23 protein-coding genes are annotated in these 26,178 nt (G+C 68.4%); 14 read left to right on the plus strand and 9 right to left on the minus strand.

Going from position 1 to position 26,178, the window contains the following annotated elements:
* Window positions 1-147: 147 nt before the first annotated feature.
* A complete protein-coding gene (locus AAFF32_RS14170) occupies window positions 148-1,935 on the minus strand; it encodes a hypothetical protein (protein ID WP_342315531.1) in 1,788 nt (595 codons plus the stop codon).
* A 19-nt stretch (window positions 1,936-1,954) separates the two neighbouring features.
* The gene (locus AAFF32_RS14175; RefSeq protein WP_216966611.1) at window positions 1,955-2,551 is read right to left on the minus strand and encodes an NfuA family Fe-S biogenesis protein; all 597 of its coding nucleotides are present in this window, start codon (window positions 2,549-2,551) and stop codon (window positions 1,955-1,957) included.
* A 106-nt stretch (window positions 2,552-2,657) separates the two neighbouring features.
* On the opposite strand from AAFF32_RS14175, the gene AAFF32_RS14180 reads away from it, so the two are divergent.
* Both AAFF32_RS14180 and AAFF32_RS14185 read left to right on the plus strand, forming a co-directional pair.
* Window positions 2,658-2,999 carry a 4a-hydroxytetrahydrobiopterin dehydratase gene (locus AAFF32_RS14180; protein WP_216966613.1) on the plus strand — a complete coding sequence of 114 codons (342 nt, stop codon included), beginning with the start codon at window positions 2,658-2,660 and terminating at the stop codon, window positions 2,997-2,999.
* Window positions 3,000-3,029: 30 nt separating this feature from the next.
* Window positions 3,030-3,452, plus strand: coding sequence for an energy transducer TonB (locus AAFF32_RS14185; protein WP_216966615.1), 423 nt, complete (start codon window positions 3,030-3,032; stop codon window positions 3,450-3,452).
* Window positions 3,453-3,461: 9 nt separating this feature from the next.
* Here the strand turns inward: AAFF32_RS14185 and AAFF32_RS14190 are convergent, their stop codons facing one another.
* Entirely contained in the window at window positions 3,462-4,427 is a 966-nt protein-coding gene (locus AAFF32_RS14190; RefSeq protein ID WP_216966722.1) for an RluA family pseudouridine synthase, read from the minus strand.
* Window positions 4,428-4,902: 475 nt separating this feature from the next.
* Here AAFF32_RS14190 and AAFF32_RS14195 point away from each other — a divergent pair, with 475 nt between their 5' ends.
* Window positions 4,903-8,037, plus strand: coding sequence for an Rne/Rng family ribonuclease (locus AAFF32_RS14195; RefSeq protein WP_342315532.1), 3,135 nt, complete (start codon window positions 4,903-4,905; stop codon window positions 8,035-8,037).
* A gap of 144 nt (window positions 8,038-8,181) precedes the next feature.
* Here AAFF32_RS14195 and AAFF32_RS14200 read toward each other — a convergent pair whose 3' ends face one another.
* On the minus strand, window positions 8,182-8,829 hold the full coding sequence (locus AAFF32_RS14200; RefSeq protein WP_216966617.1) for a response regulator: 648 nt from the start codon (window positions 8,827-8,829) through the stop codon (window positions 8,182-8,184).
* 118 nt (window positions 8,830-8,947) lie between these two features.
* On the opposite strand from AAFF32_RS14200, the gene AAFF32_RS14205 reads away from it, so the two are divergent.
* From AAFF32_RS14205 to AAFF32_RS14245, 9 genes are all read left to right on the plus strand, one after another.
* Window positions 8,948-9,898 (plus strand): M28 family peptidase, encoded by a 951-nt coding sequence (locus tag AAFF32_RS14205; RefSeq protein ID WP_342315533.1) that lies wholly within the window; start codon window positions 8,948-8,950, stop codon window positions 9,896-9,898.
* A gap of 52 nt (window positions 9,899-9,950) precedes the next feature.
* Window positions 9,951-10,763 carry an isocitrate lyase/phosphoenolpyruvate mutase family protein gene (locus AAFF32_RS14210; RefSeq protein WP_216966622.1) on the plus strand — a complete coding sequence of 271 codons (813 nt, stop codon included), beginning with the start codon at window positions 9,951-9,953 and terminating at the stop codon, window positions 10,761-10,763.
* Between the two features lie 274 nt (window positions 10,764-11,037).
* On the plus strand, window positions 11,038-11,652 hold the full coding sequence (lexA, locus tag AAFF32_RS14215) for a transcriptional repressor LexA (protein ID WP_216966624.1): 615 nt from the start codon (window positions 11,038-11,040) through the stop codon (window positions 11,650-11,652).
* Window positions 11,652-12,293, plus strand: coding sequence for a translesion DNA synthesis-associated protein ImuA (gene imuA / locus AAFF32_RS14220; RefSeq protein ID WP_216966626.1), 642 nt, complete (start codon window positions 11,652-11,654; stop codon window positions 12,291-12,293). The genes lexA and imuA overlap by 1 nt, the downstream gene beginning before the upstream one ends.
* Window positions 12,294-12,302: 9 nt before the next feature.
* Window positions 12,303-13,727 (plus strand): DNA polymerase Y family protein, encoded by a 1,425-nt coding sequence (locus AAFF32_RS14225; RefSeq protein ID WP_342315534.1) that lies wholly within the window; start codon window positions 12,303-12,305, stop codon window positions 13,725-13,727.
* A gap of 10 nt (window positions 13,728-13,737) precedes the next feature.
* A complete protein-coding gene (locus AAFF32_RS14230; RefSeq protein ID WP_342315535.1) occupies window positions 13,738-17,031 on the plus strand; it encodes an error-prone DNA polymerase in 3,294 nt (1,097 codons plus the stop codon).
* Between the two features lie 35 nt (window positions 17,032-17,066).
* Entirely contained in the window at window positions 17,067-17,414 is a 348-nt protein-coding gene (locus AAFF32_RS14235; protein WP_216966632.1) for a gamma-glutamylcyclotransferase family protein, read from the plus strand.
* A 59-nt stretch (window positions 17,415-17,473) separates the two neighbouring features.
* Window positions 17,474-17,887 (plus strand): hypothetical protein, encoded by a 414-nt coding sequence (locus AAFF32_RS14240; protein WP_216966634.1) that lies wholly within the window; start codon window positions 17,474-17,476, stop codon window positions 17,885-17,887.
* 259 nt (window positions 17,888-18,146) lie between these two features.
* Window positions 18,147-18,932, plus strand: a complete 786-nt coding sequence (locus AAFF32_RS14245) for a TSUP family transporter (protein WP_216966637.1) — start codon at window positions 18,147-18,149, stop codon at window positions 18,930-18,932.
* Here the strand turns inward: AAFF32_RS14245 and AAFF32_RS14250 are convergent.
* Window positions 18,929-19,144 (minus strand): hypothetical protein, encoded by a 216-nt coding sequence (locus tag AAFF32_RS14250; protein ID WP_342315536.1) that lies wholly within the window; start codon window positions 19,142-19,144, stop codon window positions 18,929-18,931. The two genes, AAFF32_RS14245 and AAFF32_RS14250, sit on opposite strands and share 4 nt — an antisense overlap.
* A 207-nt stretch (window positions 19,145-19,351) precedes the next feature.
* Here AAFF32_RS14250 and AAFF32_RS14255 point away from each other — a divergent pair, with 207 nt between their 5' ends.
* Window positions 19,352-22,774, plus strand: coding sequence for an autotransporter outer membrane beta-barrel domain-containing protein (locus tag AAFF32_RS14255; RefSeq protein ID WP_342315537.1), 3,423 nt, complete (start codon window positions 19,352-19,354; stop codon window positions 22,772-22,774).
* Between the two features lie 494 nt (window positions 22,775-23,268).
* A complete protein-coding gene (locus AAFF32_RS14260; RefSeq protein ID WP_342315538.1) occupies window positions 23,269-23,622 on the plus strand; it encodes a hypothetical protein in 354 nt (117 codons plus the stop codon).
* 71 nt (window positions 23,623-23,693) lie between these two features.
* On the opposite strand, the gene AAFF32_RS14265 is transcribed toward AAFF32_RS14260, so the two are convergent.
* The 4 genes from AAFF32_RS14265 to AAFF32_RS14280 all read right to left on the minus strand — a co-directional run bounded on the left by AAFF32_RS14265 (window position 23,694) and on the right by AAFF32_RS14280 (window position 26,163).
* Window positions 23,694-23,963, minus strand: a complete 270-nt coding sequence (locus tag AAFF32_RS14265; RefSeq protein WP_216966647.1) for a hypothetical protein — start codon at window positions 23,961-23,963, stop codon at window positions 23,694-23,696.
* 127 nt (window positions 23,964-24,090) lie between these two features.
* On the minus strand, window positions 24,091-24,426 hold the full coding sequence (locus tag AAFF32_RS14270) for a hypothetical protein (protein WP_342315539.1): 336 nt from the start codon (window positions 24,424-24,426) through the stop codon (window positions 24,091-24,093).
* A 434-nt stretch (window positions 24,427-24,860) separates the two neighbouring features.
* Window positions 24,861-25,688, minus strand: a complete 828-nt coding sequence (locus tag AAFF32_RS14275) for a hypothetical protein (protein ID WP_216966653.1) — start codon at window positions 25,686-25,688, stop codon at window positions 24,861-24,863.
* Window positions 25,689-25,755: 67 nt separating this feature from the next.
* Entirely contained in the window at window positions 25,756-26,163 is a 408-nt protein-coding gene (locus tag AAFF32_RS14280) for a DUF2750 domain-containing protein (protein ID WP_342315540.1), read from the minus strand.
* Between the last annotated feature and the right edge of the window lie 15 nt (window positions 26,164-26,178).

Here is a 26,178-nt window from a genome sequence, read left to right on the forward strand (position 1 = left end):
CCCAGATACTCCGCAAGAGGCGTGCCACGCCGCGAGCGCGCCGTCGCGGCTTCGCGCGTGAAATGGCGCGGAAAATTTTCCGTTCGTGAAATTGTTTCCGTTGCCGATGGCGCATTGAATGCGCGCACCGATCTGCGCTGACGCGCGTTACGGCTTCACGCTGCCGTTGTCTTCCTGCAACTTCGGCTTGAACGGAATGTCCGGCGGCGGGCGCGCACCGGCGGGCTGGTCGTTGAGGTTGGGATCGCTGAGGCCGCAACCGCCGCCCAGGCCGAGCATCGACACCACGCACTCGATGCGCTTGTTGGTGCCCGGGATGGGGATGGTGACCTTCTGGATGCCCTTGCGCACCCATTCGGCCAGCAGGGTTTCGTTCGGCACCCAGTACTTCTCGAACGAGGTCGGTTCGAAATCGGTCGGCTTGCGCTTGAGCCAGGTACCGGCGCGGTCGAGATCGCGGATCTCCTGGGTGATCGCGCCGGGCGGTGCCGGAGGCGCTGCGGAACCGGTCGCTTCCGGTACGCGCAGGCTGCCGTCGGCGTTGTAGAGGCCGGGCGTGACACCCCGCTGGCCGCCGGGGACGTTGCGCGTGCTCGCGCCCCAGTCGTCACCGCGCTGCGGCGTGGACCAGGTGCCGGGCGAAGGCGTCGGGCGCGGCCCGGCGCCGGCGCTCGCCGGTTGCGTTCCCTGACCGGCCGCGGCGGGCGCGGTGCCGGACGGCGCCGCACTGCCGGCCGGCGCAGGCGTGGAGGCGGCCGCAGCCGTCGACGTGGAAGGCGACGTCGAAGGGGCTGCGGACGGCGCGGCCGAGGACGGTGCCGTCGTCGCGGCGGGCGCCGATGCGACCGGCGTCGGAGCCGCGGGTGCGGGCGTCGGCGGTGCGGGAATCTCGCGCGTGCGCACGGCCTGTTCGGTCGTGCGCACCTGCGGCGCGGGAACCGTCGGCTCAGGCAGCGCGCGCACCGGAACGCGCGGCAGCGGCGCGGGGATCTCGCGTACGGTCACTTCGCGCGTGCGCTGTTCGATCGTCGGCGCGGCGATTTCACGCGGTGCGATGTCGGGGCGCAGCGGCTGCACCGGCTCGGCCACTTCGGTGGTGCGCACGGTCGGCGTCGGCGCGCGCAGTTCGGGGGCGGTGAATGTCGGCTCCGGCGGACGGCGTCGCGTCGGCGGCAGCACGAACACCTGCGGCGCGTCCGGCACGGGTTCGCTCACGGTGACGGCTTGTTCGACCGGCGGCGTCGGTGGCGGCAGTCGCGGTTCGGGCACTTCGCGCTGCGCGACTTCCGGCAGCGGCGCGTCGATCGCGGGCGCCGGCGGCGTAGGCACCGACGGTGCCGGCGGCGGCTGCGGCGCGGGCGGCTGTTCGGACGCTGCGGGTTGCGCGGGTGTCGGTGTCGGGGCTGGAGCCGGTGCCGGTGCCGGTGTGGCCTCGGCCTGCGGCGTGGGCTCGCTTGCGCCGCCGCCGGGCTCCTTCGGCGTGCCGGTGCCGATGTACTCGATCATCGTCACCTCCTCGCCCTGTGGCGGCGGTGCGCTGACGGCCATGAAGCGCAGGTACATCAGGTACAGCAGCAGCGCGCTGACGATCACGTGCCACAGCACGGTGAAGATCGAGGCGAACCAGTGCGTGCGGCGGTCGTACTTGTCCCAGCGATCCGATGCGTGCGGCCAGTCCTGCCGCATCAGCGCACTGAACGCCTGCCAGCGCGTCAGCTCACCCAGTCGCCTGGGGCGCGACGTGAGCGGTCGTTGCAGGAATACGGCGATGATCGCGTCGGACGTCGCGCCGCGCACCGCGCCGACGCGTTCGCGCATGCTGTCGAACCACGCCTGCCAGCCGGGCGGGAACTCACCGGCCTTGCGGCGCAGATGCGGCGAAACGAGCTGCAGCCTTCGCTGCAGTGCGTGGATGAGGTCGGCGGCGGAGAACATCTACGTCGCCGGGTCCGGCTCAGGCCGCGCTGTCGCGGCGGATGTAAGGTGCGTCGCCGGTTTCGTGGTCGGTGGCGTCGCGCACCGCGGTCACACCGGGCACCTTGCTCAACAGCGTCTTCTCGATGCCCTGCTTGAGCGTCACGTCCGCCATGCCGCAACCGTGGCAGCCGCCACCGAAGCGCAGCACCACGACACCCTCGGCGGTGACTTCCTGCACCGAGACGTTGCCACGGTGAGAGGCCAGCTGCGGGTTGATCTCCTGCTCGACGATCCAGTGCACGCGCTCGACCAGCGAGGCCGAATCGGCCGGCGCCTCGCCCTTGATCTTGGGCGCGCGGATCTGCAACTGGCCGCCCGTGGCCTGGGTTTCGTAATCGATGTCCGCACCGTCGAGGTACTTCACGCTCGCGGCGTCGAGCCACATCGTGAAGCCTTCGCAGTCCACCGCCCACTCGTCGCCCTGCAGGTCGCCGGGTTCGGCGAACTCCAGGCGCACGTCGGCGCGCGGCGTACCGGCGTGCACCGCCGACAGACGAACGCCGAGGCCCGGCAGGGACTCGCGCTCGATCAGCTTGCGGAAGTGACGCTGGGCGGATTCGGAAATATTGATCATGGGGCTATTCTAACGGGGTCCGCGCAGTCAGATGGCGCGCCCGTCACCCGCGATGCCCGACGATGCGTTCCATTCAGTCGGCATGCGCCGCAAGGAGCCCCACCCCGTGAACGACCTCATCCCCCTCGCCCAGGCCCACTGCGTCGCCCGGCGCGGCAGCGAGCACCGGCTCAGCGAAGCGCGCGTGCGCGAACTGCTGCCCGAAGTGCCCGGCTGGGAGGTCGTGGAGGACGGCCACGCGATCACCAAGACGTTCCGCTTCGCCAACTACCACGAGACGATGGCCTTCGTGAACGCACTGGCCTTCATGGCCCATCGCGAAGACCACCACCCGGACCTGGGCGTGCACTACGACCGCTGCGTGGTGCGGTATTCGACGCACGACGTCGGCGGGTTGAGCGAGAACGACTTCATCTGCGCCGCCAAGGCCGAAGCCCTGGCCGCCTGACCGTCCACCGCCCCCGAGGCCGCCCCCGCCATGGACCTGTCCCGCATCCGCATCGTGTTCGCCGCCGGTTTCGCCGTGTCCCTGCTGGCTGCGTGCCAGCAGCAGCCGCCACCGCCGCCGCGCGTACCGAGCACGGAGCTGCTCGCCGTCGACACGCCGCCGCCGGGCTATCCGGAAGAGGTGGCCTGCGACAACATCGGCGGCCAGGTGGTCCTGGCGATGACCGTCGGCGTGGACGGCAAGCCCAGCTCGGTCGAGGTCTTCCGCAGCAGCGGCAACGCCGCGCTGGACAAGGCCGCCGAGGAAGGCGTGCGCAACTGGACCTTCAAGCCCGCCACGCGCGGCGGGCAGGCCCAGCCTTCACGGCTGCAGGTGCCGGTGAACTTCAATCCGCCGCAGGAGCGCCCGCAGCGGTGCTACATGCTGGACGAACAGCGCCGCCGCGGCGGTTGAGCGCGGCGATCAGGCCAGGCGGTCGAGCACGTCGATCAGCTCCGGCGCCAGCGGTGCGTTGAGCAGGTACGGCGTCTTGCCGCCGTCCAGCGCGAACTCCAGCGTCGAGGCATGCAGGAACAGCCGCTTCAGCCCGACCTGTTCGCGCAACCGCTTGTTGACCTCGGCATCGCCGTACTTGTCGTCGCCGGCGATCGGATGGCCGATGTGCTGCGAATGCACGCGGATCTGGTGGGTGCGGCCGGTCTCGATGCGGACTTCGCAGTAGGACTGCCCGCCGCGGCGTTCGAGCACCTTGAAGTGGCTCAGCGACGCCTTGCCGATCGGATTGACCTGCACGTGCCGCTCGCCGCCCTGGCGCAGGCCGATGTGCAGCGGCGCATCGACGGTCATCACGCCGTCGGGCATGCGCCCGGTCAACAGGGCCAGGTAGCGCTTCGATATACCGCCGTCCTCCCGCATCAGCGCCTGCAGCTCGGTCAGGGCCGAGCGCTTCTTGGCGACGATGAGCAGGCCGGAGGTGTCGCGATCCAGGCGATGCACCAGCTCCAGCGTCTGCCCCGGCCGCAGCGCGCGCAGCGACTCGATTGCCCCGTGGCTGATGCCGCTGCCGCCGTGGCTGGCCAGACCGGAGGGCTTGTTCAGGGCCAGCAGCCGGGCGTCCTCGAACACGATCGCCGCCTCCAGCGCCTCCAGCAAACCCTTCGGCGGCGGTGCCTTGTCGCCCACCTCGCTGAGACGAACCGGCGGAATCCGCACTTCGTCCCCGCCTTCGAGTTTGCGCTCGGCCTTGGCGCGGCCGCCGTTCACCCGGACCTGGCCGGAGCGGACCAGCTTGTAGACCAGCGAACGCGGGGCGCCCTTGAGCTGGCCCAGCAGGAAGTTGTCCAAGCGCTGCCCGGCGCGGTCGTCGGGCACGCGGACCGTACGGACCTGGGCAGGCTCATTTGCCGGACGCGGCGCGGGGCCGGTCATGCCCGGGCGTTGGGGGCGGTCTGAATGGGTCATCCTGCGGGGGTTATCTGTTACACTCGCGACGCGAGATAAGGTTTTGATTTCGCAGGAAGTTACTTCAAAAAGGCCGAAAGCCCTTTCCTGCGATTCCGGTCCACGCCTAACCACTGCCCCCGGGGTAGCCATGTTAGCAGCGATGGCCCGGCGGAACCGACCTCGCCGAAGCGGGTCAAACCGCTCGTGATGAACACGTCCCGCGCGGCGTTCGCGCCGCCGGTCCCTAGATTCTTGTAAATAAAACGATTAAGCGCTCCCGCGGCGTGCCGTGGTGTCGTAGCGCTGGAAAACTTGAGGCCGCAGCGCCAGGCCCCGCCCAACGGCGACCGGCGCGCGGCTTGCGGTATCCAGAGGCGAAACGCCCCACGGCGTTCCGCGGCTGCAGGACGCGTATGCGTCCCGCGCCGACCACGCGCAGGAGCGCGCGAGGAACGCAACAATGAAGCGAATGCTGATCAACGCAACGCAGGCGGAAGAACTGCGCGTTGCCATCGTCGACGGCCAGACCCTGTACGACATCGATATCGAACAGCCGGCCAAGGAACAAAAGAAGTCCAACATCTACAAGGGCCGTATCACCCGGCTCGAACCTTCTCTCGAAGCGGCCTTCGTCGAGTACGGCGCCGAGCGCCACGGTTTCCTGCCGCTGAAGGAAATCTCCCGCGATTACTTCCAGGCCGGCGTCGACCACAACAAGGCCGGCCTGCGTGAACTGCTGCGCGAAGGCCAGGAAATCGTTGTCCAGGTGGACAAGGAAGAACGCGGCAACAAGGGCGCGGCGCTGACGACGTTCATCTCGCTCGCCGGCCGCTACATGGTGCTGATGCCCAACTCGCCAACGGCCGGTGGCGTCTCGCGCCGCATCGAGGGCGAGGACCGCGCCGAGCTCAAGCGCGCCATGGACGCGCTGAACATCCCCGACGACATGGGCGTCATCATCCGCACGGCCGGCGTCGGCCGCGACGCGGAAGAGCTGCAGTGGGACCTGGATTACCTCCTGCAGGTCTGGAAGTCCGTTGCCGAGGCCGCGCTGGGCAAGCCGGGCACGTTCCTGATCTACCAGGAATCGCGCCTGATCATCCGCGCCCTGCGCGACTACATGCGTCCGGACATCGGCGAGATCCTCGTCGACACGCCCGAGATGTACGCCGAAGCGCGCGACTTCGTCGAGCAGGTGATGCCGCACAACCTGCGCAAGCTCAAGCACTACACCGACGACACGCCGCTGTTCAACCGCTTCCAGATCGAATCGCAGATCGAGAACGCCTACGAGCGTGAAGTCCGCCTGCCCTCCGGCGGCGCGCTGGTCATCGACCAGACCGAAGCGCTGACCGCGATCGACGTGAACTCCGCGCGCGCCACCAAGGGCGGCGACATCGAGGAAACGGCGTTCAACACCAACCTGGAAGCGGCCGACGAAGTCGCGCGCCAGATGCGCCTGCGCGACCTCGGCGGCCTGGTGGTGATCGACTTCATCGACATGTCGTCGAACAAGCACCAGCGCGAAGTCGAGAACCGCCTGGCGCACGCGCTCAAGCAGGACCGCGCCCGCGTCCAGATCGGCCGCATCTCGCGCTTTGGTCTGCTCGAACTGAGCCGCCAGCGCCTGCGTCCGAGCCTGGGCGAATCCAGCCAGCTGGTCTGCCCGCGTTGCGAAGGCCACGGCCGCATGCGCAGCGTCGAGTCGCTGTCACTGTCGATCCTGCGCCTGGCCGAAGAACACGCCATGAAGGAAAACACCGGCCAGGTGCTGGTGCAGGCGCCGACCGAGATCGCCAACTACCTTCTGAACGAGAAGCGCCGCGCGCTGAGCGAGATCGAGAAGCGCCACGACGCGCCCATCGTCATCGTCGCCGACGAGCAGCTGCACACCCCGCACTACGAGGTCACGCGCATCCGCGAGAACGAACTGGGCGAGGAAACGAGCAAGCCCAGCTACCACCGCGGCACTCCGCGCAAGCTGCCGACGCATTCGCTGACCAAGGCCCACCTGAACATCCCGGCCGCGCCGGCGGTGACCAACGTCAAGCCGGCCCAGCCGGCTCCGCTGCGCGAGCCGCGCGAGCAGCCCGCCGCGCCGGCGCCCGCGCCCGCTCCGGCTCCGGTGACCGCGCCGACGCATTCGATCGGCATGGTCGAACGCATCCTGCGCTTCTTCCGCGGCAGCGCACCGGCCGCGGCCGAACCCGCGCCGGCCTCGCGCCCGCAGGACAACCGCGGCGGTCGCAACGAGCGCAATGACCGCAACGCGCAGCGCCGCGAGGGTCGCAATGGCAAGCAGGGTCGCGACGGCCGTCGTGACGATCAGCAGCCGCGCCGCGACGAGCAGCGCCGCGAAAAGCAGCCGCAACAGGCCCAGCAGCAGAAGCAGCCGTCGCAGCAGCAGCAACCGCAGCAGAAGCAGCCCAAGCAGCAACCGCAACAGCAGCAGCCCAAGCAGCCCAAGCCGCAGCAACAGGCCGAAGAGCGTGCACAGGCCCAGGCGGCCGAGCCGCGCCCGCCGCGCAACGAGCCCAAGCCCGCACCGGCGCGTGAGGCGAAGCCCGAAGTGGTGAAGCCGGAAACGCCGGCCGCCGCCACGGCCGATGCCGCACTGGTCGCACCGGCGGTCGCCGCTGCCGTGGTCGTGACCGACGCGGTCGAAACGACGCAGGCCGTCGCGCAGATCGGCGAATCCGTCGTCACCACCGAAGGCCAGGCCGCACAGGGCGAAGGCACGGGCGAAGGCGGCAGCCGCCGCCGTCGCGGCCGTCGTGGTGGCCGCCGTCGCCGCCGTGGCGGTGCTGGCGAAGCCGCCGCCGCGGGCGACGAGTCGCAGCTGCATGACGATCACGAGGACGGTTTCGACGACGAGGACGAGGCGCACGAGGCGTCGGCCGCCGCGACCGCTCCGGCCGCGTCGCGTTCGCAGCCCGAGTTCGAGTTCGACGACGAGCCGTCCGCTCCGGCGACGGTGAGCCGCCAGACGCCGGCTCCTGCCGCCCCGGTCGCCGCGACTCCGGCACATGCCGCCGTCGCGACCGTGGCCGCCGCTGGGTCGATCGTGGCTCCGACGCCGGATGCCGAACCGAAGCGCGAGGACATCGCGCCCGTCGCCGCCAGCCCGGCGCCCGAAGCTCCGATGGACGCGCCGGCCGCTCCGGCGGTGGTCGTCGAGCCGCCGGTCGTCGTGGCGGAACCCGTGCCGGCGCCGGAAGTGGTCGAGACGCCGGAGGTAATCGACCCGACGCCCGTCGCCACGTCGGCCGAAGAGCCGCGCGCCGTGACGAAGGATGAGGTCGCGGTGACCGATTCGCGCCCGTCGGCCGTGACGCCCGCTGCATCGAACGGCGACTTCCCGCGCACCGCGGGCCTGTTCGATTCGCTGCCGCACGAAGACCGCACGCCGGCGACCGAACCTGCTCCGTTGTCCGCACCGGCCGAAGCTTCGGTCAGCGGCGAAGCACTGGCCGACGAAGCCACGGCCGCAGAGACGGAAGTCAACGCCGAATCGCCCGCCGAAGCCGCTGCCGAGCATGTGCATGCCTCCACGCAGGGCGAAGGCGAGCGCAAGCAGGAATCCGGTCACGCCTGATCGCGTGTTTCGCTCGTAACGAAAAAGGCCGCCTTCGGGCGGCCTTTTTTCATGGCGGATGCATCGGTGTGGCGCGTGGCCTGCAGAAGGCGGAGTGCCATCGGGCCGTTGGATTCCCGCCTTCGCGGGAATGACGCCCCGGCTTCAGATGGCCCGCGTCGGATCCACGATCCCGTACCGGCTCGCCAGCCGTGCCAGTGCGATGCTGTCGGTGATGTCCAGCTTCTCGAACAACCGCGCCTTGTGCGTGTTGACGGTCTTGGCGCTCAGGCTCAGGCGCTTGGCGATCGCATCCTGGCGCAGGCCCTGCACCAGCATCAGGGCGATCTCCATCTCGCGCGGCGAGAGGCTGTCGAACGGCGAAGCGCCTCCGTCGATGCCGGCCAGCGCCAGGTTCTGCGCGATGCCGTTGGCGAGGAAGCGCTTGCCGCGCGCCACCTCGCGGATCGCACGCAGCAGCTCGGCCGCGTCGCCGCCCTTGCCCACGTAACCCGCCGCGCCCGCTTCGAGCAGGCGCTTGGGCATCGGCCCGTCCTGCAGCACCGACACGATGATCACGCGCGAGCCGTAGTCTCCCTTGAGGATGCGCTCGGTCACTTCCAGCCCGCTCAACCCCGGCAGGTGCAGGTCGCACAGCACGACATCGGGCGTGAGCTTGCGGATCAGCGGCAGCCCTTCCTCGCCGCTCTCGGCGTCGCCGACGACCTCGATGTCAGGCTCGGCCGACAAGATCATGCGCATGCCCGTACGCACCAGCGCATGGTCGTCGATGATGAACACCCGGATCTCCATCCCTACTCTCCGATCGGCATCGCCATGTTCCCCCATGGCCTCGCGGTGGCCCTTTCGGCCCATTCCAACGTCCCTGGCCTGGGGCACACTCGGCCGATTCTAATAGGGGACCCCACCGATGCACCGACCGTTTGTTGCGACGCTCCTGATCTTTTTTCTCAGCGCCTGCGCCACGCAGGAGGTCGCCACGCGCGCGGCCGCCGAGGCCGCGGCAGCTCAGCCCGCCCAGCAGCCTGCCAAGCCGGCCGCGGCACATTGGCTGTCCGACGTGGAGGCCATCACCAATGCGGGCGACAACGCCGCCCGGCGCGGGGCCATCGCCGCGCGGCTGGACACGTTGGGCCTGGCCTGGCGCAAGGCGCCCTTCGAGGCGAACGGCAAGACCGGCGAGAACCTGATCGCCCAGGTCGGCGGTCCCGCCGATGCGCCGCTGCTGCTGATCGGCGCGCATTCCGACCGCGTCGCGGTCGGCCACGGCGCCACCGACAACGCCTCCGGCAGCGCCTCCGTGCTCGCATTGGCCGAGCGCTTCCAGCGCAAGCCGCTGCGCAACCATCGCGTGGCGATCGCGTTCTGGGACCTGGAGGAAGAAGGCCTGCTCGGCTCCAAGGCCTTCGTCGCCGACGGCACCACGAAGCCCGCGCTGTACGTCAATTTCGACGTGTTCGGCTGGGGCGACACGCTGTGGATGATGGCGCCGGCGCAGGGCCAGCAAGCCCTGGTGGACAGCAGCCGCGCGGCCACGCAGACGCTTCAGCTGGGTTTCTCCCCGGGTGAGAAATACCCGCCGACCGATCACCTGCCCTTCCTGCGCGCCGGCTGGCCGGCGGTGTCGTATTCGCTGGTGGGCAGCGAGGAGATCACGCAGGTCCTGGACGCCTATGCCGGCAAGAAGTCGCACACGCCGGCCAAGGTGATGCGTGTGATCCACACCGATCAGGACGTGCTCGGCCAGGTCGATGCCGAAGCGGCGTCGCGCGGCGTGGACGCGGTGGAACAGGCGCTGCGCCTGTGGGACGCGCAAGGTGTCACAGCCGCGCCCGCGGCCACGTCCGAAAATGGCGGGTAACGCTCGCGCATTGCTGCGAGCATCCCATCGTCTTCCAAACCGAGGTTCCTTCATGCACGCGCAACACAACGCCGAACACGCCACCCGATTCCGAAGCCTGCATGCACAGGGCGTGCTGCGCCTGGCCAACGCCTGGGACGCCGGCAGTGCGCGCCTGATCGAAAGCCTCGGTGCACCGGCCATCGCCACGACCAGCGCCGGCGTGGCCTGGAGCCGCGGCCATGCCGATGGCGACGAGTTGCCTATCGAACTGCTGCTCGCGACGGTCGCGGACATCGCGCGCGTGATCCGCGTGCCGCTGAGCGTGGACATGGAGAGCGGCTATTCCGACGACCCGGCCACGGTGGCGGCCAACGTGTTGCGTGTGGCCGAGGCAGGCGCGGTCGGCATCAACCTGGAGGACGGCGCCGCCGCGCCGGACCTGCTGTGCGCCAAGATCGCACGCATTCGCCAGACACTCGCCGAGCGCGGCCTGGATGTCTACATCAACGCGCGCACCGACGTATACCTGCGCGGCCTTGCCCCGCCGGAGCAGCGCGTGCAGGCCGTGCTCGAACGTGCCGGGCGTTACCGCGAAGCCGGCGCCGACGGCCTGTTCGTGCCCGGCCTGACCGAAGCCGGCGACATCGCCGACATCGCCCGCGGCGCGGGGTTGCCGCTCAACGTGATGCTGCGTCCGCAACTGCCCGCGCTGCCGGAGCTGGAAACCCTCGGCGTGCGCCGGCTCAGCGCGGGCTCGCACCTGGCCGAGGCGGTGTTTGCACAGGTCGGCAAGCTGGCCGGCGCGTTTCTCCAGGACGGCCGTGCGGCGCCGGCCGAGTGCATGGACTACGGCGACATCAACGCGTTGTTCGCTGCGCGTTGAGCCGCGCCCTTCTCCTCCCCCTGCTCACAGGGGGAGGCTGGGTTAAGCAGGCGCGCCAGCGCGGAACCCGCCGCGACGGGGACTTGCAGCCGTAACAGCGCCACCGCCGGTCGGGGGACCCCGCCTCGAATCCGGCACACGTTTGCTTCCTAAGATTCTGATTTTTAACAGTCGCAGCCTGTGATACGGCGGCGCGGTTTGATCGGACGACGTCCCGGCCCTTGCTTGTGGACGCGCAGGTAAATAGATTTTTACCTCGATCAGGCCCGTCTCGATGTCCGACCTCACCGCTCGCCAGGCGCAGATCCTCGCCTTTATCCAGGACCACACCGACGCCGAAGGCCTGCCACCGACGTTGCAGCAGATTGCCGATGCGTTCGGCTTTCGCCAGGCCTGCGCGGCGCACAAGCACGTCAAACGGCTGGAAAAGGCCGGCCACCTGCAAGTGCGGCCGAACCAAGCGCGTGGCATTCGACTCGCGGCGCATCGCCCTGCCCCTTCCGATGACCGACTGACGCTGGCCGTGCTCGGTCGCGTCGCCGCGGGCGCGCCCATCGGCGCCGATGCCGGCGTCGAACGCGAACTGCGCATCGACCGTGCGCTGTTCTCCACCACGCCGGACTACCTGCTGCGCGTGCAGGGCGATTCGATGCGCGAGGAAGGCATCTTCGACGGCGATCTGGTCGCGGTGAAGCGCGCCGTCGATGCACGCGACGGCCAGGTGGTGATCGCGCGCGTCGACGAGGAAATCACCATCAAACGATTGCAGCGCACCGCGCGCGGCATCCGTCTGCTGCCGCGCAATCCGGATTACGCGCCCATCGACGTCGCGCCCGGCAGCGACTTCGCCATCGAAGGCATCTACTGCGGCCTGGTGCGCCCGGACTGATGGCCGCCACCGTAATCCCGCTCGAATCCTTGCTCTCGGCCCGCACCGTCTGGAGCGCCGGACGCCACGTCGCGCCCGCGCCGCTGGGCGAGTCCACCGGCTTCGCCGCGCTCGACGCGCTGCTTCCGCACGGCGGCTGGCCACAGGGCGCGCTGACCGAACTGTTGATCCCGGCCGACGGCGTCGGCGAACTGGCGCTGATGATGCCCACGCTGTCGCGCATGACGCAGGCCGGCCGGCTGGTCGCGCTCATCGCCCCGCCGTTCTGCCCGTACGCACCTGCGTGGCAACGCGCCGGCGTGGATCTGCGTTATCTGGAGATCGTGCAGGCCAGCTGGTCCGCCGGTGGACGCGGCGCGCTGTGGGCCTTCGAACAATGCCTGCGCAGCGCGGCATTCTCGGCGGTGCTGGGCTGGCCGTCGCATGCCGATGGCCCCTCGCTGCGACGCCTGCAGGTGGCCGCCGACACCGGTCAGTGCCTGGGCTTCGCCGTGCGCGACAGTCGACACGCCGACAACCCTTCGCCTGCCGCATTGCGCATCGAACGCGTGGAAGACCACTGGCGCGTGCGCAAATGCCGGGGCGGACACGTACCTTCGCAAGGATTCGCGCCCCCCTCGCACGCCGGCTCGCAAGGCTGAGTCCGCGCCATGCTCTGGGCCTGCATCCGCCTGCCGCACCTGGCACTCGACGCCGTCCTGCGCCGCGTCGAAGACACCACGGCGCCGCTCGCGCTGGTCACCGGCCCCGCGCAGTTGCGCAGCCTGCATGCGGTCAACGCCGCCGCCGCCGAAGCCGGCCTTCGCCCGGGGATGCGCCTCACCGCTGCACACGCCCTGTGCGGGCAGGCCGCGCTGCACGAACATGATCCGGACAACGACGCACGCGCGCACCGCTTCCTCGCCGCATGGGCGTATCGCCACAGCTCGCTGGTGAGCGCGCAATGGCCGGGCGCGATCGTGCTGGAGGCCAGTGCGAGTTTTCGCCTGTTCGGTCCCTGGCCGCAGCTGGAAGCGAAGCTGCGCCGCGAGCTCGATGCGCTCGGCTTCCAGCACCGCATCGCCCTGGCGCCGACGCCGCGCGCGGCGCAGGTGTTCGCCGGCCTGCGCGATGGCTACGCGTTGTTCGAGCCGCAGACCTTGCCCGCCACGCTCGACCGCATACCGATCCGCCGCGCCGCCCTGCCGGACGACGCCGGCACGCGCCTGCATCGCATGGGCGTGCGCAGCCTGAAGGAACTGCGCGCCTTGCCGCGCGACGGCGTGCGTCGCCGTTTCGGCCTCGCGCTGCTCGATCACCTGGACCGACTTTACGGCAGCGTCGACGACCCGCTCGACTACTACCAGCCGCCCGACCATTTCGATGCGCGCGTGGAAATGGGTTACGAAGTCGAAAGCCACCAGGCGCTGCTGTTCCCGCTGCGCCGGCTGGTGCGCGACCTGGCCGTCTACCTGTCCGCGCGCGACGGCGGCGTGCAGCGCTTCACGATGCGGCTGGAGCACGAAACCGGCCACACCGACGTCGCCGTCGGCATGCTCGCTGCCGAACGCGATGCGACGCTGCTGATGGACATCGCGCGCAACCGGCTGGAACAGGCGTCGATCGACCGCCCCGTCACCGGCCTGCGCCTGCTGGCGCGCGAACTTCCGCCGTTCGTGCCCGCCGCGCGCGACCTGTTCGATACGCGCCCATCGCAGGCGATGCCGTGGCCGCAGCTGCGCGAACGCCTGCGCGCGCGGCTCGGTGACGACGCGGTGTATCGCATCGCGGCCTCGGGCGATCCGCGCCCGGAACGCGCCTGGCAACGCGCCGGCGTGGAGGAGGACGCCGCCTGCATCGCGCCCGCGCCGTCGCGTCCGCCACGTCCGGCGTGGTTGCTGCCGCAGCCGGTGCCGCTGCGGTCCTCCGGACTGCGCATCGTCTCCGGCCCGGAACGTCTGGAAAGCGGCTGGTGGGACGACGGCGACGTCCGCCGCGACTACTACGTCCTGGAAACCGCGCAGGGCCAGCGCGCCTGGGCCTACGCCGAGCCGGGCAAACGCGACGGCTGGATGCTGCACGGCTGGTTCGCATGAGCACGACGGCATGAGCTGGGACGACGCCATCGACGGCGTGGATCGCGAGACGCCCGGCGACCGCATGCCACGCGCGTTGCAGATCAGCACGCGCCTGCGCCATGCCGCCAATGACGATCTGGACGACGACGCGCCGCCTTACGCCGAGCTGCACTGCCTGTCGGATTTCAGCTTCCTGCGCGGCGCGGCGAGCGCGGAGGAATTGTTCGAACGCGCCCGCCACTGCGGCTACCAGGCGCTGGCGATCACCGACGAATGCTCGCTGGCGGGCATCGTGCGCGGGCTGGAGGCTTCGCTCGCCACGGGCGTACGGTTGATCGTCGGCAGCGAGTTTCGCCTCACCGACGGCATGCGCTTCGTCCTGCTGGTGGAGAACGCTGTCGGCTACACGCGCTTGTGCGAGCTGATCACGCGCGGTCGCCGTGCAGCCGAAAAAGGCACCTATCGTCTGGCGCGCAACGATGTCGAAACCGTCTTCGCAAACGTCGAGCCCGGCGTGTTCGCGCTGTGGCTGCCCGATGCCGAACCGGGCGCCGCGCCGGACGAACGCCACGGCCGCTGGCTTCGCGCGTTGTTCGGCGAACGCACGCACCTGGCGGTGGAAATGCACCGCCAGGACGACGACGACGCGCGCCTGCGCACGCTGCTCGCGCTCGCACAGGCGCTGGACATCACCGCCGTGGCGAGCGGCGACGTGCACATGGCCACGCGCCGCCAGCGCGTGCTGCAGGACACGATGACCGCGATCCGCCACGGCCTGCCGCTGGCCGAATGCGGCGCGCACCTGTTCCGCAACGGCGAGCGCCACCTGCGCGCGCGCTCGACGCTGGCCAACATTCACCCGCATGGGCTGCTCAACGCCGCCGTGCAGCTCGCGCGGCGCTGCACCTTCGATCTTCAACGCGACCTGAAATACGACTACCCCTTCGAACTGGTGCCCGAAGGCGAAACGCCCGCCTCGCATCTGCGCGCGCTCACCTTCGCCGGCATGCGCACGCGCTGGCCGGACGGCGCGTCGGCGAAGATCGTGGCGCAGATCGAGACGGAACTGGCGCTCATCGCCGAGCTCAAGTACGAGGCCTTTTTCCTCACCGTGGAGGACATCGTCCGTTTCGCGCGCAGCCGCAACATCCTGTGCCAGGGCCGCGGTTCCTCGGCGAACTCGGCCGTGTGTTACGCGCTGGGCATTACCGCGGTGAACCCGGAGGAAAGCCGCCTGCTGATGGCGCGCTTCCTGTCGCGCGAACGCAACGAACCGCCCGACATCGACGTGGACTTCGAACACGAGCGCCGCGAGGAAGTGCTGCAATACGTCTACACCAAGTACGGCCGCGAACGCGCCGCACTGGCGGCGACGGTGATCCGCTACCGCGGCAAGAGCGCGGTGCGCGATGTCGCCAAGGCGTTCGGGCTGCCGCCGGACCAGGTCGCGCTGCTCGCCGGTTGCTACGGTTGGGGCAACGCCGGCACCGAGATGGAACAGCGCCTGGCCGAAACCGGCTTCGACCCGCATAACCCGCTGATCCGGCGCGTGCTCGCCGTCAGCGCGCAGTTGGAAGACCATCCGCGTCATCTGTCGCAGCACGTCGGCGGCTTCGTCATCTCGCAAGCGCCGCTGTCCACGGTGGTGCCGGTGGAGAACGCCGCGATGGCCGATCGCACCATCATCCAGTGGGACAAGGATGACCTGGAGACGATGAAGCTGCTGAAGGTCGACTGCCTCGCACTGGGCATGCTGACCTGCATCCGCAAGGCAATCGATCTGGTGGAGCAGCATCGCGGCCTCAAGCTCGACATGGCCACGATTCCCGCCGGCGACGAGCCCACCTACGCGATGATCCAGCGCGCCGACACGGTGGGCGTGTTCCAGATCGAATCGCGCGCGCAGATGACGATGCTGCCGCGCTTGAAGCCCAAGAATTTCTACGACCTGGTGGTGGAAGTCGCCATCGTGCGGCCCGGGCCGATCCAGGGCGGCATGGTGCATCCCTACCTGCGCCGTCGCATGGGCAAGGAGGCGGTCGAATACCCGTCGCCGGAAGTGGAGGAAATCCTCAAGCCCACGCTCGGCGTTCCGCTGTTCCAGGAACAAGTGATGGAACTGGTGATGCACGCCGGCTACAGCGACAGCGAAGCCGACCAGCTGCGCCGGTCGATGGCCGCCTGGCGCGTGGGCGGCGACATGGAACCGCACCGCCTGCGCATCCGCGACTGCATGCGCAACAAGGGCTATTCGGAAACTTTCATCGAGCAGATCTTCGAGCAGATCAAGGGTTTCGGTTCCTACGGTTTCCCGCAGAGCCATGCCGCCTCGTTCGCCAAACTCGTTTACGTGAGCTGCTGGCTCAAACGGCACGAGCCGGCGGCCTTCGCCTGCGCGCTGCTGAACTCGCAGCCGATGGGGTTCTACTCGCCCAGCCAGATCGTGCAGGACGCGCGGCGCGGCGCGCCCAAGCGAGCGGCGGACGAGTTCGCGAACGAAGACGAACGTGCGCGCGCGATGCGCGAGGCGGTGGAGGTGTTGCCGGTGGACGTGCTGCACAGCGACTGGGATTGCACGCTGGTCGGTGGCAGTCGCTTCGGTGAGCACGCCAATGCGCAGCCGGCGATCCGTCTGGGCCTGCGCGAAGTGCGCGGGCTGTCCGAAGCGGCGGCCCAGGCCATCGTTGCGGCACGCGCGCGTCGGTCATTCGACAGCCTGCAGGACCTGCGCCAGCGCGCCGGCCTCGACGAGAAGGCCTGCAATGCGCTGGCCGAAGCCGATGCGTTGAAGCATCTGGTCGGCAATCGCCATGTCGCGCGCTGGTCCGTGGCCGGGCTGGAACGCCGCCGGCCGCTGTTGCCCGGAAGTCCGGACGAAGCGCGCATCGACCTGCCCGCGCCGCGCATCGGCGAGGAAATCCTCTCCGATTACCGCGCCACGGGACTGAGCCTGGCCTCGCATCCGATGGCGCTGCTGCGGCCGCAGCTGGACGCGCGGCGCATCCAGGGCTCGCGCCACCTGCGCGATGCGCGCCACGGACGCGGCGTGCACGTCGCCGGGCTGGTCACGCAGCGCCAGCGCCCGGCCACCGCCAAGGGCACGATCTTCGTCACGCTGGAAGACGAACACGGCATGATCAACGTCATCGTCTGGCCGGACCTGGCCGCACGCCAGCGCAAACCGCTGCTGGATGCGACGCTGCTCGCCGTGCGCGGACGCTGGGAGCGCGTGGACGGCGTGGAGCATCTGATCGCCGGCCAGCTGACCGACCTGAGCGAGCTGCTCGGCGAACTGCAGGCGCCGTCGCGGGATTTCCGCTGACGGGCGCAGCCCCCTCATCCACCACGGAGAACACGATGATCGAACGCCTCTTCGTCTACGGAAGCCTCGCGCCGGGACGCCCCAACGCGCACGTGCTGGCCGACGTGCCCGGTACGTGGGAGCCGGCCATCGTCACCGGCACCCTGCGTGCGGAAGGCTGGGGCGCGGCGATGGGCTTTCCCGGGCTGGTGCTGGCGCAAGACGGCGGCGACGTCGCCGGCCTGGTCTTCAGCTCGACGCAGCTCGGCCCGCACTGGGCGCGGCTGGACGCCTTCGAGGACGGTTATGCGCGGGAACTCGCCCAGGTCCGGCTGGAGGACGGCCGATGCGTGGAGGCCTGGGTCTACACCGTCGATGGCCGGGCGGGCCCGGATTCAACGTGATTCCTGATGGCGATCCCGCCGTGGATCGCGCCTGGCATCCCCCGCAGCCGAGGCTGGCCGTGGACGCACCCCGATACTTCGTCACCTATCGACGCCCTGAAAACGGTGAAACCGCAACGCGCGTGCTCGGGCGTTTCCACGACCGCGCCGCGGCCGAACGCGTGGCGCGCGAGCATCTACGCGTCGCCGGGCTGGAAATGCTCGCCATCCGCGCCGAGACCCCGCTGGAGGCGCTGCATTACCGCTTCTCGCGCATCATGACCCGCACGCTGCGCATCACCCTGGGCGCCGGCCTGAGTCTTCTGGCCTACCACGAGCTGTTCCGCACCGGCTCACGCATGGGCGACCTGCCGCTGAGCCGGCTCACGCTGAACATGCTGCTGACGTTCGGCTTCCACGGCGTGCTGATGATCGCCGCGGTGGTGTTCTGCTGGGACATCGCGTTCGGCGAGGGGCCGCATCACGGGCGTTGATGTAGCGCGTTGCTGCGACACGCCCTACCCCTCTCCCTGGTTCGCTGCGCGAACCTGTCCCTCTCAGCTCTGCACTCCCTTCGGTCGCCGCAAGGGGAGAAGGGAAAGTCGATCAGCGTAGCCTTTGCTCTTCCTTCTCCCCTCGCGGCGACCGAAGGGAGTGCGGAGCTGAGAAGGTGGCGCGAAGCGCCGGTAGAGGGCGCGCGCTGCCTCACCGCTTCCACTATCATTCGCCGCCCCCTTCGCGCGAACGTCATCCATGGAACTTGCCACCGACACGATCGCCCTGCTCATGGCGGTCGCCTTCGTGGCAGGCATCATCGACGCCATCGCCGGCGGCGGCGGATTGCTGACCATCCCGGCGCTCATGGCCGCCGGCATCCCGCCGGTCAACGCCATCGCCACCAACAAGCTGCAAAGCAGCTTCGGCACCGCGAGCGCGGTGGTCGCCTTCGCACGCAAGGGCCGCATCGATTTCCGCCGCTTCCTCAAACCGGCGCTGGGTGCCTTCATCGGCTCCGCCCTGGGCGCGTGGACCTTGCAGCGTCTGAACCCCGCGTTCCTGTCGGGCCTGATCCCGATGCTGCTGATCCTGATGGTGCTGTACTTCCTGTTCGCGCCCAAGGCGAGCGAGGAAGACCGCCAGGGCCGCTTCGGCCCCATGGCGATGCTCGGCATCGTTACCGCCATCGGCTTCTACGACGGCTTCTTCGGACCGGGCACCGGCTCCTTCCTGACCACCGCGCTGGTCGCGCTGTTCGGACTGGGCCTGGTGTCGGCCACCGCGCACACCAAATTCCTCAACCTGTCGAGCAACGTCGCCGCCGTGCTGACGCTGATCGCCGGCGGCCACGTGATGTGGACGCTGGGGCTGCTGATGGCGGTTTCGAGCATTGCCGGCGGCCAGCTCGGCGCGCATCTGGCCATGCGCGTGGGCGGCAAGGTGATCCGCCCGCTGCTGGTGACCATGTCGCTGCTGCTCACGGCGAAACTGCTGTCCGATCCGGCCAATCCGGTGACGGCGTTCGTGCTGGGCCACGCCTAACCGTCGTTCGTCGACGGCCTGCCCAGCGCTTCCCTGCACTGCACGCTGCGCAGTGCCTTGTGCATCTTGTAGTCGGTAGTCGCGCGCGATATCGCCGCGCGGCAGTCATCGGCCGCGCGCGAGCGCACGGCGAACGTTCCCAGCACCGCGAACAGCAGCACCACCGCAACGCCCATCGCGACCTGCAATCGAGTTGGCATGCTGTCGGTCATCGCCGGCCCTCCGTCCTCGTCCCTCTTATCGGCCGGAACGCCGCAGACTTTCGGGCCTCGAAACCTGCCGAAAACGCATCGGCGGCTGTAACAGCGCTGCGGCGCAGTCAGCCTGTTCTTCACGTTCACGTCTCACACGACCATCACCCGTACCGCGCTTTGCTCGGCCTTCGAACGCTTGGCGTTGGTGGCTGAACAGGACGCACCATGGACAGGACACCTCCTGACGGTCGACGTGTCGCGCCACGCGCGCGCGTCCTTCCCCTGACGATCGGCATCCGCGAGGCGCTGCGCCTGGTTGCCGCGCGAACGTCGTTTGCAAGCCTCGCGTTGATGCCGGCGATGGTGTGCGCGCAGACCTTCGGGCCGGGCGTTGTTGCGCCGATCGATCTCAACGGCGGCACCGGGCAGGTGGTGGGCAGCACGACCATCACGGCGCCCACCTCCACGCACGCGGTGCGCGTGCGCAGCGGCGGCACGCTGACGGTAGACACTCAGGCGCCGCCACTGCCTGGCGCCATCAGCTTCACTTCCGTCACGGGCAACACGTTGTTCGCCGACGGCGCGGTGATCCTCGTGCCGGCGGGCGTGAACCTGTTCACCACCGGTGGCAATGCCGCCATCGCCAACGGCAGTGGCAGCCGCATCGACATCACCGGCGGCCAGTTCAACATCACCGGCGTGGGCGATGCCGTCGTGGCGATCAACGGCGGGCTCATCAACGTCGCCAACGCCACGATCAACAGCACCGCCACCGCAGGCGCCACCATCTCCAATGCGCACGGGTTCATCGCCGAAGCCGGCGGGCGCGTCGTGGCGACACAGATCAACCAGATCAACACCGCCGCGTCCAATGCGGTCGCGCTGGGCGCCTCCGGTGCCAACAGTCGGGTCGAGAATGCCCTCGCGCCGGTGATCGCGATGAGCGGAACCGGCTCGCTGGGCATCTACGTCCACGACGGCGGCCAGGTATTCACGCCAGCCAACACGCTCATCACGATGACCGGCACCAATAGCGTGGGCGTGAGCGCGGACAACACCACCGTGGCGGCGGGCACGTTGGGCAGCGGCCTGCGGGTGGACTTCACCAACCCGTCGACGGCGCAGGCCAGCGGCACCGGCGCGGTCGCGATGAACGGCGGCGTGCTCACGCTGGACAGTTTCCAGGTGACCGGCGTGGGCGCCGGCGCGGGCGTGTGGTCGCGGCCCGGCACCACGATCACGCTCACCGGCAGCAGCAACCTCACCATCGCCGCGACGACGAACCCGACGTTCTACGTGCTCAGTACGGCCAACCTCGCCACCGTCGATGGGCCGATCGGCTCGAGCTTCGCCGTCGTCGCCGGCCTCCCCATCGCCGGCCTGAAATCGCAGGGCGCGATCTTCAGTACCGGCACGACCGTCAACGTGTCCTCGCCGAACGGGCGCGGCGGTTACGCCGAAATCAACACCGGGACGGCGACGCTCGACATCACCAACAACACCATCACCACCACCGGCACGGGCGGCGTCGGCCTGTTCGCGGGCGACAACGGCGTCATCACCGGGCGCGACTCACGCATCACCACACGCGACGGCGCGGCGGCGCTGGAGCTGTTCAATTTCACTTCTCCGGCTTCGATCGACCTCACCAACTCGCAGGTGACGGCGACCGGCGCGCGCACCATCGGCCTGTACTCGGCCAATCGCACCACCAACCTGGTGAACCAGGCGACGCTGACCGGCGGCACCATGACCAGCGAATACGTCGCCATCCTCGGCAACGGGCCGCTGGACGTGACCGTGGACGGTGGCGCGTCGGTGAGCAGTCCCAGCTGGCTGATGTATGCGCAGACGCCGGCCGTTGCGTTCGCGCAGCCGTCGATCGTCCAGCTCTTCGCCGACAACGCCACGTTGAACGGCGCGGCCGGCGCGAATGCCGCCGCCACGGCAAACATCACGCTGCAGAACGCCTCGCACTGGACCGGCGAGGCGTACTACCTCACCAACGGCACGCTGGATGCGTCCAGCGTCTGGACGGTGCCGGTCGATTCGATCCTTACCGCGACGCTGACCAACGCCGGCCGCGTGGAGTTCACCGCGCCCCAGGCAAGTGCCTTCAAGGAACTGTGGACGCGCGACTACGTGGGCGCCGGCGGCACGCTGGCGATCAACACGTTCCTGGGAGCCGACAACTCGCCGTCGGACAAGCTCATCCTCTACAACGGCGGTCTCGCTACAGGCCCGGGCCTGCTCGCCGTGTCGAACACCGACGGCGCGGGCGACGTCACCGTCGCCAACGGCATCCTCGTGGTGCAGGCCATCGAAGGCGCGACAACGTCGGCCAATCTGTTCGCGTTGGCAGCGCCGGCGATTGCCGGCCCGTATGAGTACACGCTGCATCGCGGCAGCGTCGACGCCGACGGACCCAACAACTGGTACCTGCGCTCCACGCTGGATTGCAGTGGCCCCAACGCACCCGTGCCACCGTGCCCGCAACCGCCGCCGCCCGATCCGCCGCCGGACCCGACACCGGATCCACCGCCGCCGCCTCCCCCGCCCGACCCGACACCGGAGCCGCCGCCCGTGCCGGATCCGATTCCGGATCCGCCCGATCCACCGGCGCCACCGCCGCTGCCGCCACTGCCGCCGCCGATTCCGCAGTTCCGGCCGGAAGTGTCGGTGTACACCGCACTCGCGCCGACGACATTGCAGTACGGACGCTCGTTGCTCGACACGCTGCACGAACGCGTGGGCGAGCAGGAGCAACTGCGCAATCGCGACCTGCCCGAGCAGTTCCGCATCGACGGCTTCTGGGGCCGGCTGATCTACGTCAACGGCGAAAAGGACGCCGAGGGCGCGGGCATCTACGACCGCGGCCCGGAGTACGACTACGTGCTGACCGCCGTGCAACTGGGCCTGGACCTCAAGCGCGAAGAAGACCAGGACGGACCGCGCGATCATGCCGGCCTGTACGCCGCCATCGGCCACGCCGAAACGCAGGTGGAGCACGTCTTCTCGAACCTCGCCGGCGACGTGTTCGTCGACGGTTACACGCTGGGCGGCTATTGGACGCGTTACAGCGAGCGCGAGGCCTACCTCGACGGCGTGCTCCAGGCGACGTGGTACGACGCCAGCGCGCAATCGGTACGCCGCATCCGAATGCAGACCGACGGCTGGGGCCTGGCCGCATCGATCGAAGGCGGCTACCCGTTCCGCACGCGCAACGAGTGGGAAATCGAACCGCAGGCGCAGCTGATCTATCAGTGGATCGACCTGGGCGATTCGTCGGACCTCGCCGCCGATGTGCACTTCGACGACAACGAATCGCTGCTCGCACGCCTGAGCGCACGCCTCTCGCGCGAATGGAACAGCAAGGGTTACGAGTCCGGCCCGCTGGACCACACCGGCTGGGCGCGGCTGAGCGTGTGGCACGAGTTCAAGGGCGACCCGGTGACGTCGTTCTCGTCACGGCTGGGCGACATCCCCTTCGACGCCGACCTCGGCGGCAGCTGGTGGGAAGTCGAAATCGGCTACACCGGCGACCTCGACCGCAACCGCTTCCTCTACACCAACCTGGGCTACTCGCAGGGCTTCGACGACGACCGGCGCGCGTGGGAGGCGAAGCTGGGTTTTCGGGCGAACTGGTGAGCGTGGGGGCGGATGATTCCAGCCCGTGCAAGTGAAGCGCCTGCCCCTCCGGGACGGGCTGCCCTGCCTTGCCTGCGCCTGCTGCCGGCGCTGCTCAGTTCGGGCGCGTTGAGGTGGCTGCACGTCATTGCGTTGAACTCGTCATTGCGGTTGATACCGTGATTGCGGTTGAAGCGTGTCATTTCGGTTGAAGCTGTCATCCCCGCGAAGGCGGGGATCCAACTACCCGACGATGCACGCCGACGGAAAGTGTGAGCAGTCGGCGAGTTGGATTCCCGCCTTCGCGGGAATGACGGTGAAGGTTGGAATTGCGGTAGCAGTACCGTTACACCGTCCGTCCGCAACGGCCGAGGCGATCGGCAAGCAATACGCCCTGCAATTCATCCGACATCGCCGCTGCAACAGCGTGTCTCATAGGTATGCGACACGACAAGCGGTGCGCCATCGGGCGGGCATTCCGGGATTATCGACTGCACCTCAACGCCGACAGTCTCATGAATCCCAAGTTCCTCTTCTGCACCCTTGCGCTGCTCTGCGTCTCCGTTGCACATGCCGGAATGTCCGACGTCGTACCGCTTGGCAAAGGGCGATACATGATTGGCGGGAAGTCCGCGACCGTCTTCGGGAACACGTCGAAGATGCAAGGCAAGGCCATGAAGGTGGCAAACGACTTCTGTGCCGAGAAGAAGCCGGGCACTGAAGCCGTAATGGAATCAGCCCAAGGTCAACGGGGCCAGATGGGCACGGCCTATCAGACCACTGACGGAGCCTGGGGCGGCGGCGGCGCCAAGCAGGCGGAGATCGAAGTCATCTTCACGTGTGAAAAGTTGGAAGAAGAATCGCCCTGAGCGAGGCACATCGGCCTACGTTCGTGACAGATCCAGAGGACTCATTGCTCTTCCCGCGTCACACCATTGACTCAAGCGCACCAAACGTTACAGATCTTTTCGGTCCGAAGGTTGAGCAGCTTGGCAGACGCGCAGGCACCATACGGGCTGCCCTCGATGAATATCACTTCATCACCTTCTTCCATGTCAGGGCACCAGGTCTTAGCCTCGAATTTCTCACCATTGATGATGAAAAGCTCGTCGTCATGCGAAACCTCAATCTCGTACGAATCGGCAGCAAGAACGGTGCTTGCAGTTGCCGTAAGAACCATCGCTGCGCAGATCCGAATGATCCTGTTCATGCTCGCCCCTCCCGCGTTGGTTCTTTACATCCTACAGCCAGCGTAGCCCGGGTAAGACCGCAGGTCGCACCCGGGAATACGTTGCCGTTCGTGAAAAGCGCTCGGTCACGCCTTCAGCGCACGTCAGTCATGCGAGCCATGACCCCACCGACCGATCAAATGCCTCCAGTTTGTGGCGCGGGACCAACAGCACGATGACGAAATCGCCAAATGACTCGAGCGCACGCAGCGCCCGGGGTCCAGGGAGCAGGTATGCATCCACAGCGGCGGCGATCTGCGCAGGCGGTTGAGCCTGAAGTTCGGACAGCGCAGGCATGAGCGCGCGCTCGGAACTCGTGAGGCAGGGATCCAGGGTCTGATAGATGTCTTCCGCAGTGCCACGCCAGTCAACAGGGCCCCCGTGCCGCCCTTCCACTTGGGCGAGCAGGATGGCCTCGCACTCCTCGTCGCCTGCCTTGCGCATCTGACGCTGTACGTCATCAGGGAAGTCCAGGGCGGCGGCGACACTCAGCAGGTGCGCTTCAGGCGGCCTATGAATTTGCGCATGGTGGGTTCTCTGGTGGACTCGTCGATCTGGTTTCGCACACTGCAATCTAATCGTCTGAAATCTTGTCCCGCTCGCATTCGATCCTCTCCAGAAGATCGAGCGGGCCGATGGTTGAAGACTCGCCACTGGCGTTGGGAAACACCGCGACCAAGCGCCCGTCGCGCGCGAGGCCCGGAAGCCACCGTTCGACAACTGCCTCAAGATCTATCGGTTCCGGACACGCATCCGACCACTCGCCGGCAGCCAGCGTAGCCCGGGTAAGACCGCAGGTCGCACCCGGGAATACGTTTGCGCTCGTGATAGCGCCTGGCTTGCACCACAGCCGCGCCTCATAGGCGGAAACCGACAACTTACTTACGCCCGCGCTCGGATTCGAGCCGCGCACGCGACTTCGCATCGCCCAGCGTCGCGCCGCGTTCGAGCAGCGCGATAGCGGCAGCGCGGTCGCCCTCGTCCCCGCGTTCCAGCCGCATGAGCGCGGCGTTGTACGCGGCGATGGCACTGCCCTTCGTCGCAGCGTTTTCGAAGCCGGCGAGCGCCCTGTCCGGGCACAGGAAGAAGACGTCCCAGCCGGCCGCGGCGCGGGTCAGCATGTCGGCGTCGTCTTCGGGAATCTGCTCCTGCACGAAAGCAGGCCAGCCCATCACGAGAGAAGCGAGCACTTCGGAACCCTCAGGTACGAAATACGAGCCGGCACCCTCGCGCATGGTGAACGCCTGACGCGTCGTGCGGCGCGTTCCATCCTTCGCCAGCCACAGAAAACCGTCCTCGCCCTTGACCGGGAAACCGTCGAGGGCATCGGAAACGCGATCGGCCAGCGACAGCACACCGGGTTCGGGCGAAACGCCGGTCCACGAAGCAATAAGCTCGACGCGCTCCACTTTACCGCCCAGCTTTGGTCTCACGAGGTCTGCAATGTCGTCCACGGTGAGGATGCGCGTCTCTGCGTCGTACATGCGCCAGGGGCTCGCCTGCAGTCCGATCGTAAGGAGTTCGTCGCTGTCCGGCACCGCCTCCAGGTACTGGTACAGCGCCTGACCGGAGTACACGCAGCGCTCTGAATCCTGCGTTGGAGAGCAGGTCGTCACGCTGAGTGCTCCGGACAAGCCCAGGTGCGCCGTGTCGCACGCGAGCGCGGTGGGGCTGAGCAGGCAGAGGGAGAGCAGGATGGACTTCATCAGGCAACCAGGAGAAGGAGGGACGGAAAGGGCGTTCGGACCCATGAGTTTTCGCATGTCGGGCAATCTAATCGTCTGAAATCTTGTCCCGCTCGCATTCGATCCTCTCCAGAAGATCGAGCGGGCCGATGGTTGAAGACTCGCCACTGGTGTTGGGAAACACCGCGACCAAGCGCCCGTCGCGCGCGAGGCCCGGAAGCCACCGTTCGACAACTGCCTCAAGATCTATCGGTTCCGGATACGCATCCGACCACTCGCCGACAGCGCACTGCTGGGCGAACTCCCGAAACGGCCAGAACGGCGCGGCCTGTATCCCCCCGTCGGTGCCGAACAGCACCCAACCGCCCGCCGTCCTCAGGCTCCAGACCTCACCCCAGTCCGCGACCTTGTGGACGAAGTATTCGAAGCGTTCTGCGTTGCTTCGCTGCAGGACGTGACCTACCTCCTGCGCAGCCAACCTGTATCCGTCTGACATTCCAACTCCCTTTGA

The organism is Lysobacter sp. FW306-1B-D06B, assembly GCF_038446665.1.
Taxonomy (GTDB): Bacteria; Pseudomonadota; Gammaproteobacteria; order Xanthomonadales; family Xanthomonadaceae; genus Lysobacter_J.

Excerpts from the sequence above, each read along its gene's own strand:
- AAFF32_RS14170 (WP_342315531.1), bottom strand. The coding sequence starts at position 1,935 with ATGTTCTCCGCCGCCGACCTCATCCACGCACTGCAGCGAAGGCTGCAG.
- AAFF32_RS14175 (WP_216966611.1), bottom strand. The coding sequence starts at position 2,551 with ATGATCAATATTTCCGAATCCGCCCAGCGTCACTTCCGCAAGCTGATC.
- AAFF32_RS14185 (WP_216966615.1), top strand. The coding sequence starts at position 3,030 with ATGGACCTGTCCCGCATCCGCATCGTGTTCGCCGCCGGTTTCGCCGTG.
- AAFF32_RS14190 (WP_216966722.1), bottom strand. The coding sequence starts at position 4,427 with ATGACCGGCCCCGCGCCGCGTCCGGCAAATGAGCCTGCCCAGGTCCGT.
- AAFF32_RS14195 (WP_342315532.1), top strand. The coding sequence starts at position 4,903 with ATGAAGCGAATGCTGATCAACGCAACGCAGGCGGAAGAACTGCGCGTT.
- AAFF32_RS14200 (WP_216966617.1), bottom strand. The coding sequence starts at position 8,829 with ATGGAGATCCGGGTGTTCATCATCGACGACCATGCGCTGGTGCGTACG.
- AAFF32_RS14205 (WP_342315533.1), top strand. The coding sequence starts at position 8,948 with ATGCACCGACCGTTTGTTGCGACGCTCCTGATCTTTTTTCTCAGCGCC.
- AAFF32_RS14210 (WP_216966622.1), top strand. The coding sequence starts at position 9,951 with ATGCACGCGCAACACAACGCCGAACACGCCACCCGATTCCGAAGCCTG.
- lexA (WP_216966624.1), top strand. The coding sequence starts at position 11,038 with ATGTCCGACCTCACCGCTCGCCAGGCGCAGATCCTCGCCTTTATCCAG.
- imuA (WP_216966626.1), top strand. The coding sequence starts at position 11,652 with ATGGCCGCCACCGTAATCCCGCTCGAATCCTTGCTCTCGGCCCGCACC.
- AAFF32_RS14225 (WP_342315534.1), top strand. The coding sequence starts at position 12,303 with ATGCTCTGGGCCTGCATCCGCCTGCCGCACCTGGCACTCGACGCCGTC.
- AAFF32_RS14230 (WP_342315535.1), top strand. The coding sequence starts at position 13,738 with ATGAGCTGGGACGACGCCATCGACGGCGTGGATCGCGAGACGCCCGGC.
- AAFF32_RS14235 (WP_216966632.1), top strand. The coding sequence starts at position 17,067 with ATGATCGAACGCCTCTTCGTCTACGGAAGCCTCGCGCCGGGACGCCCC.
- AAFF32_RS14245 (WP_216966637.1), top strand. The coding sequence starts at position 18,147 with ATGGAACTTGCCACCGACACGATCGCCCTGCTCATGGCGGTCGCCTTC.
- AAFF32_RS14250 (WP_342315536.1), bottom strand. The coding sequence starts at position 19,144 with ATGACCGACAGCATGCCAACTCGATTGCAGGTCGCGATGGGCGTTGCG.
- AAFF32_RS14255 (WP_342315537.1), top strand. The coding sequence starts at position 19,352 with ATGGACAGGACACCTCCTGACGGTCGACGTGTCGCGCCACGCGCGCGC.
- AAFF32_RS14260 (WP_342315538.1), top strand. The coding sequence starts at position 23,269 with ATGAATCCCAAGTTCCTCTTCTGCACCCTTGCGCTGCTCTGCGTCTCC.
- AAFF32_RS14265 (WP_216966647.1), bottom strand. The coding sequence starts at position 23,963 with ATGAACAGGATCATTCGGATCTGCGCAGCGATGGTTCTTACGGCAACT.
- AAFF32_RS14270 (WP_342315539.1), bottom strand. The coding sequence starts at position 24,426 with ATGCGCAAGGCAGGCGACGAGGAGTGCGAGGCCATCCTGCTCGCCCAA.
- AAFF32_RS14275 (WP_216966653.1), bottom strand. The coding sequence starts at position 25,688 with ATGAAGTCCATCCTGCTCTCCCTCTGCCTGCTCAGCCCCACCGCGCTC.
- AAFF32_RS14280 (WP_342315540.1), bottom strand. The coding sequence starts at position 26,163 with ATGTCAGACGGATACAGGTTGGCTGCGCAGGAGGTAGGTCACGTCCTG.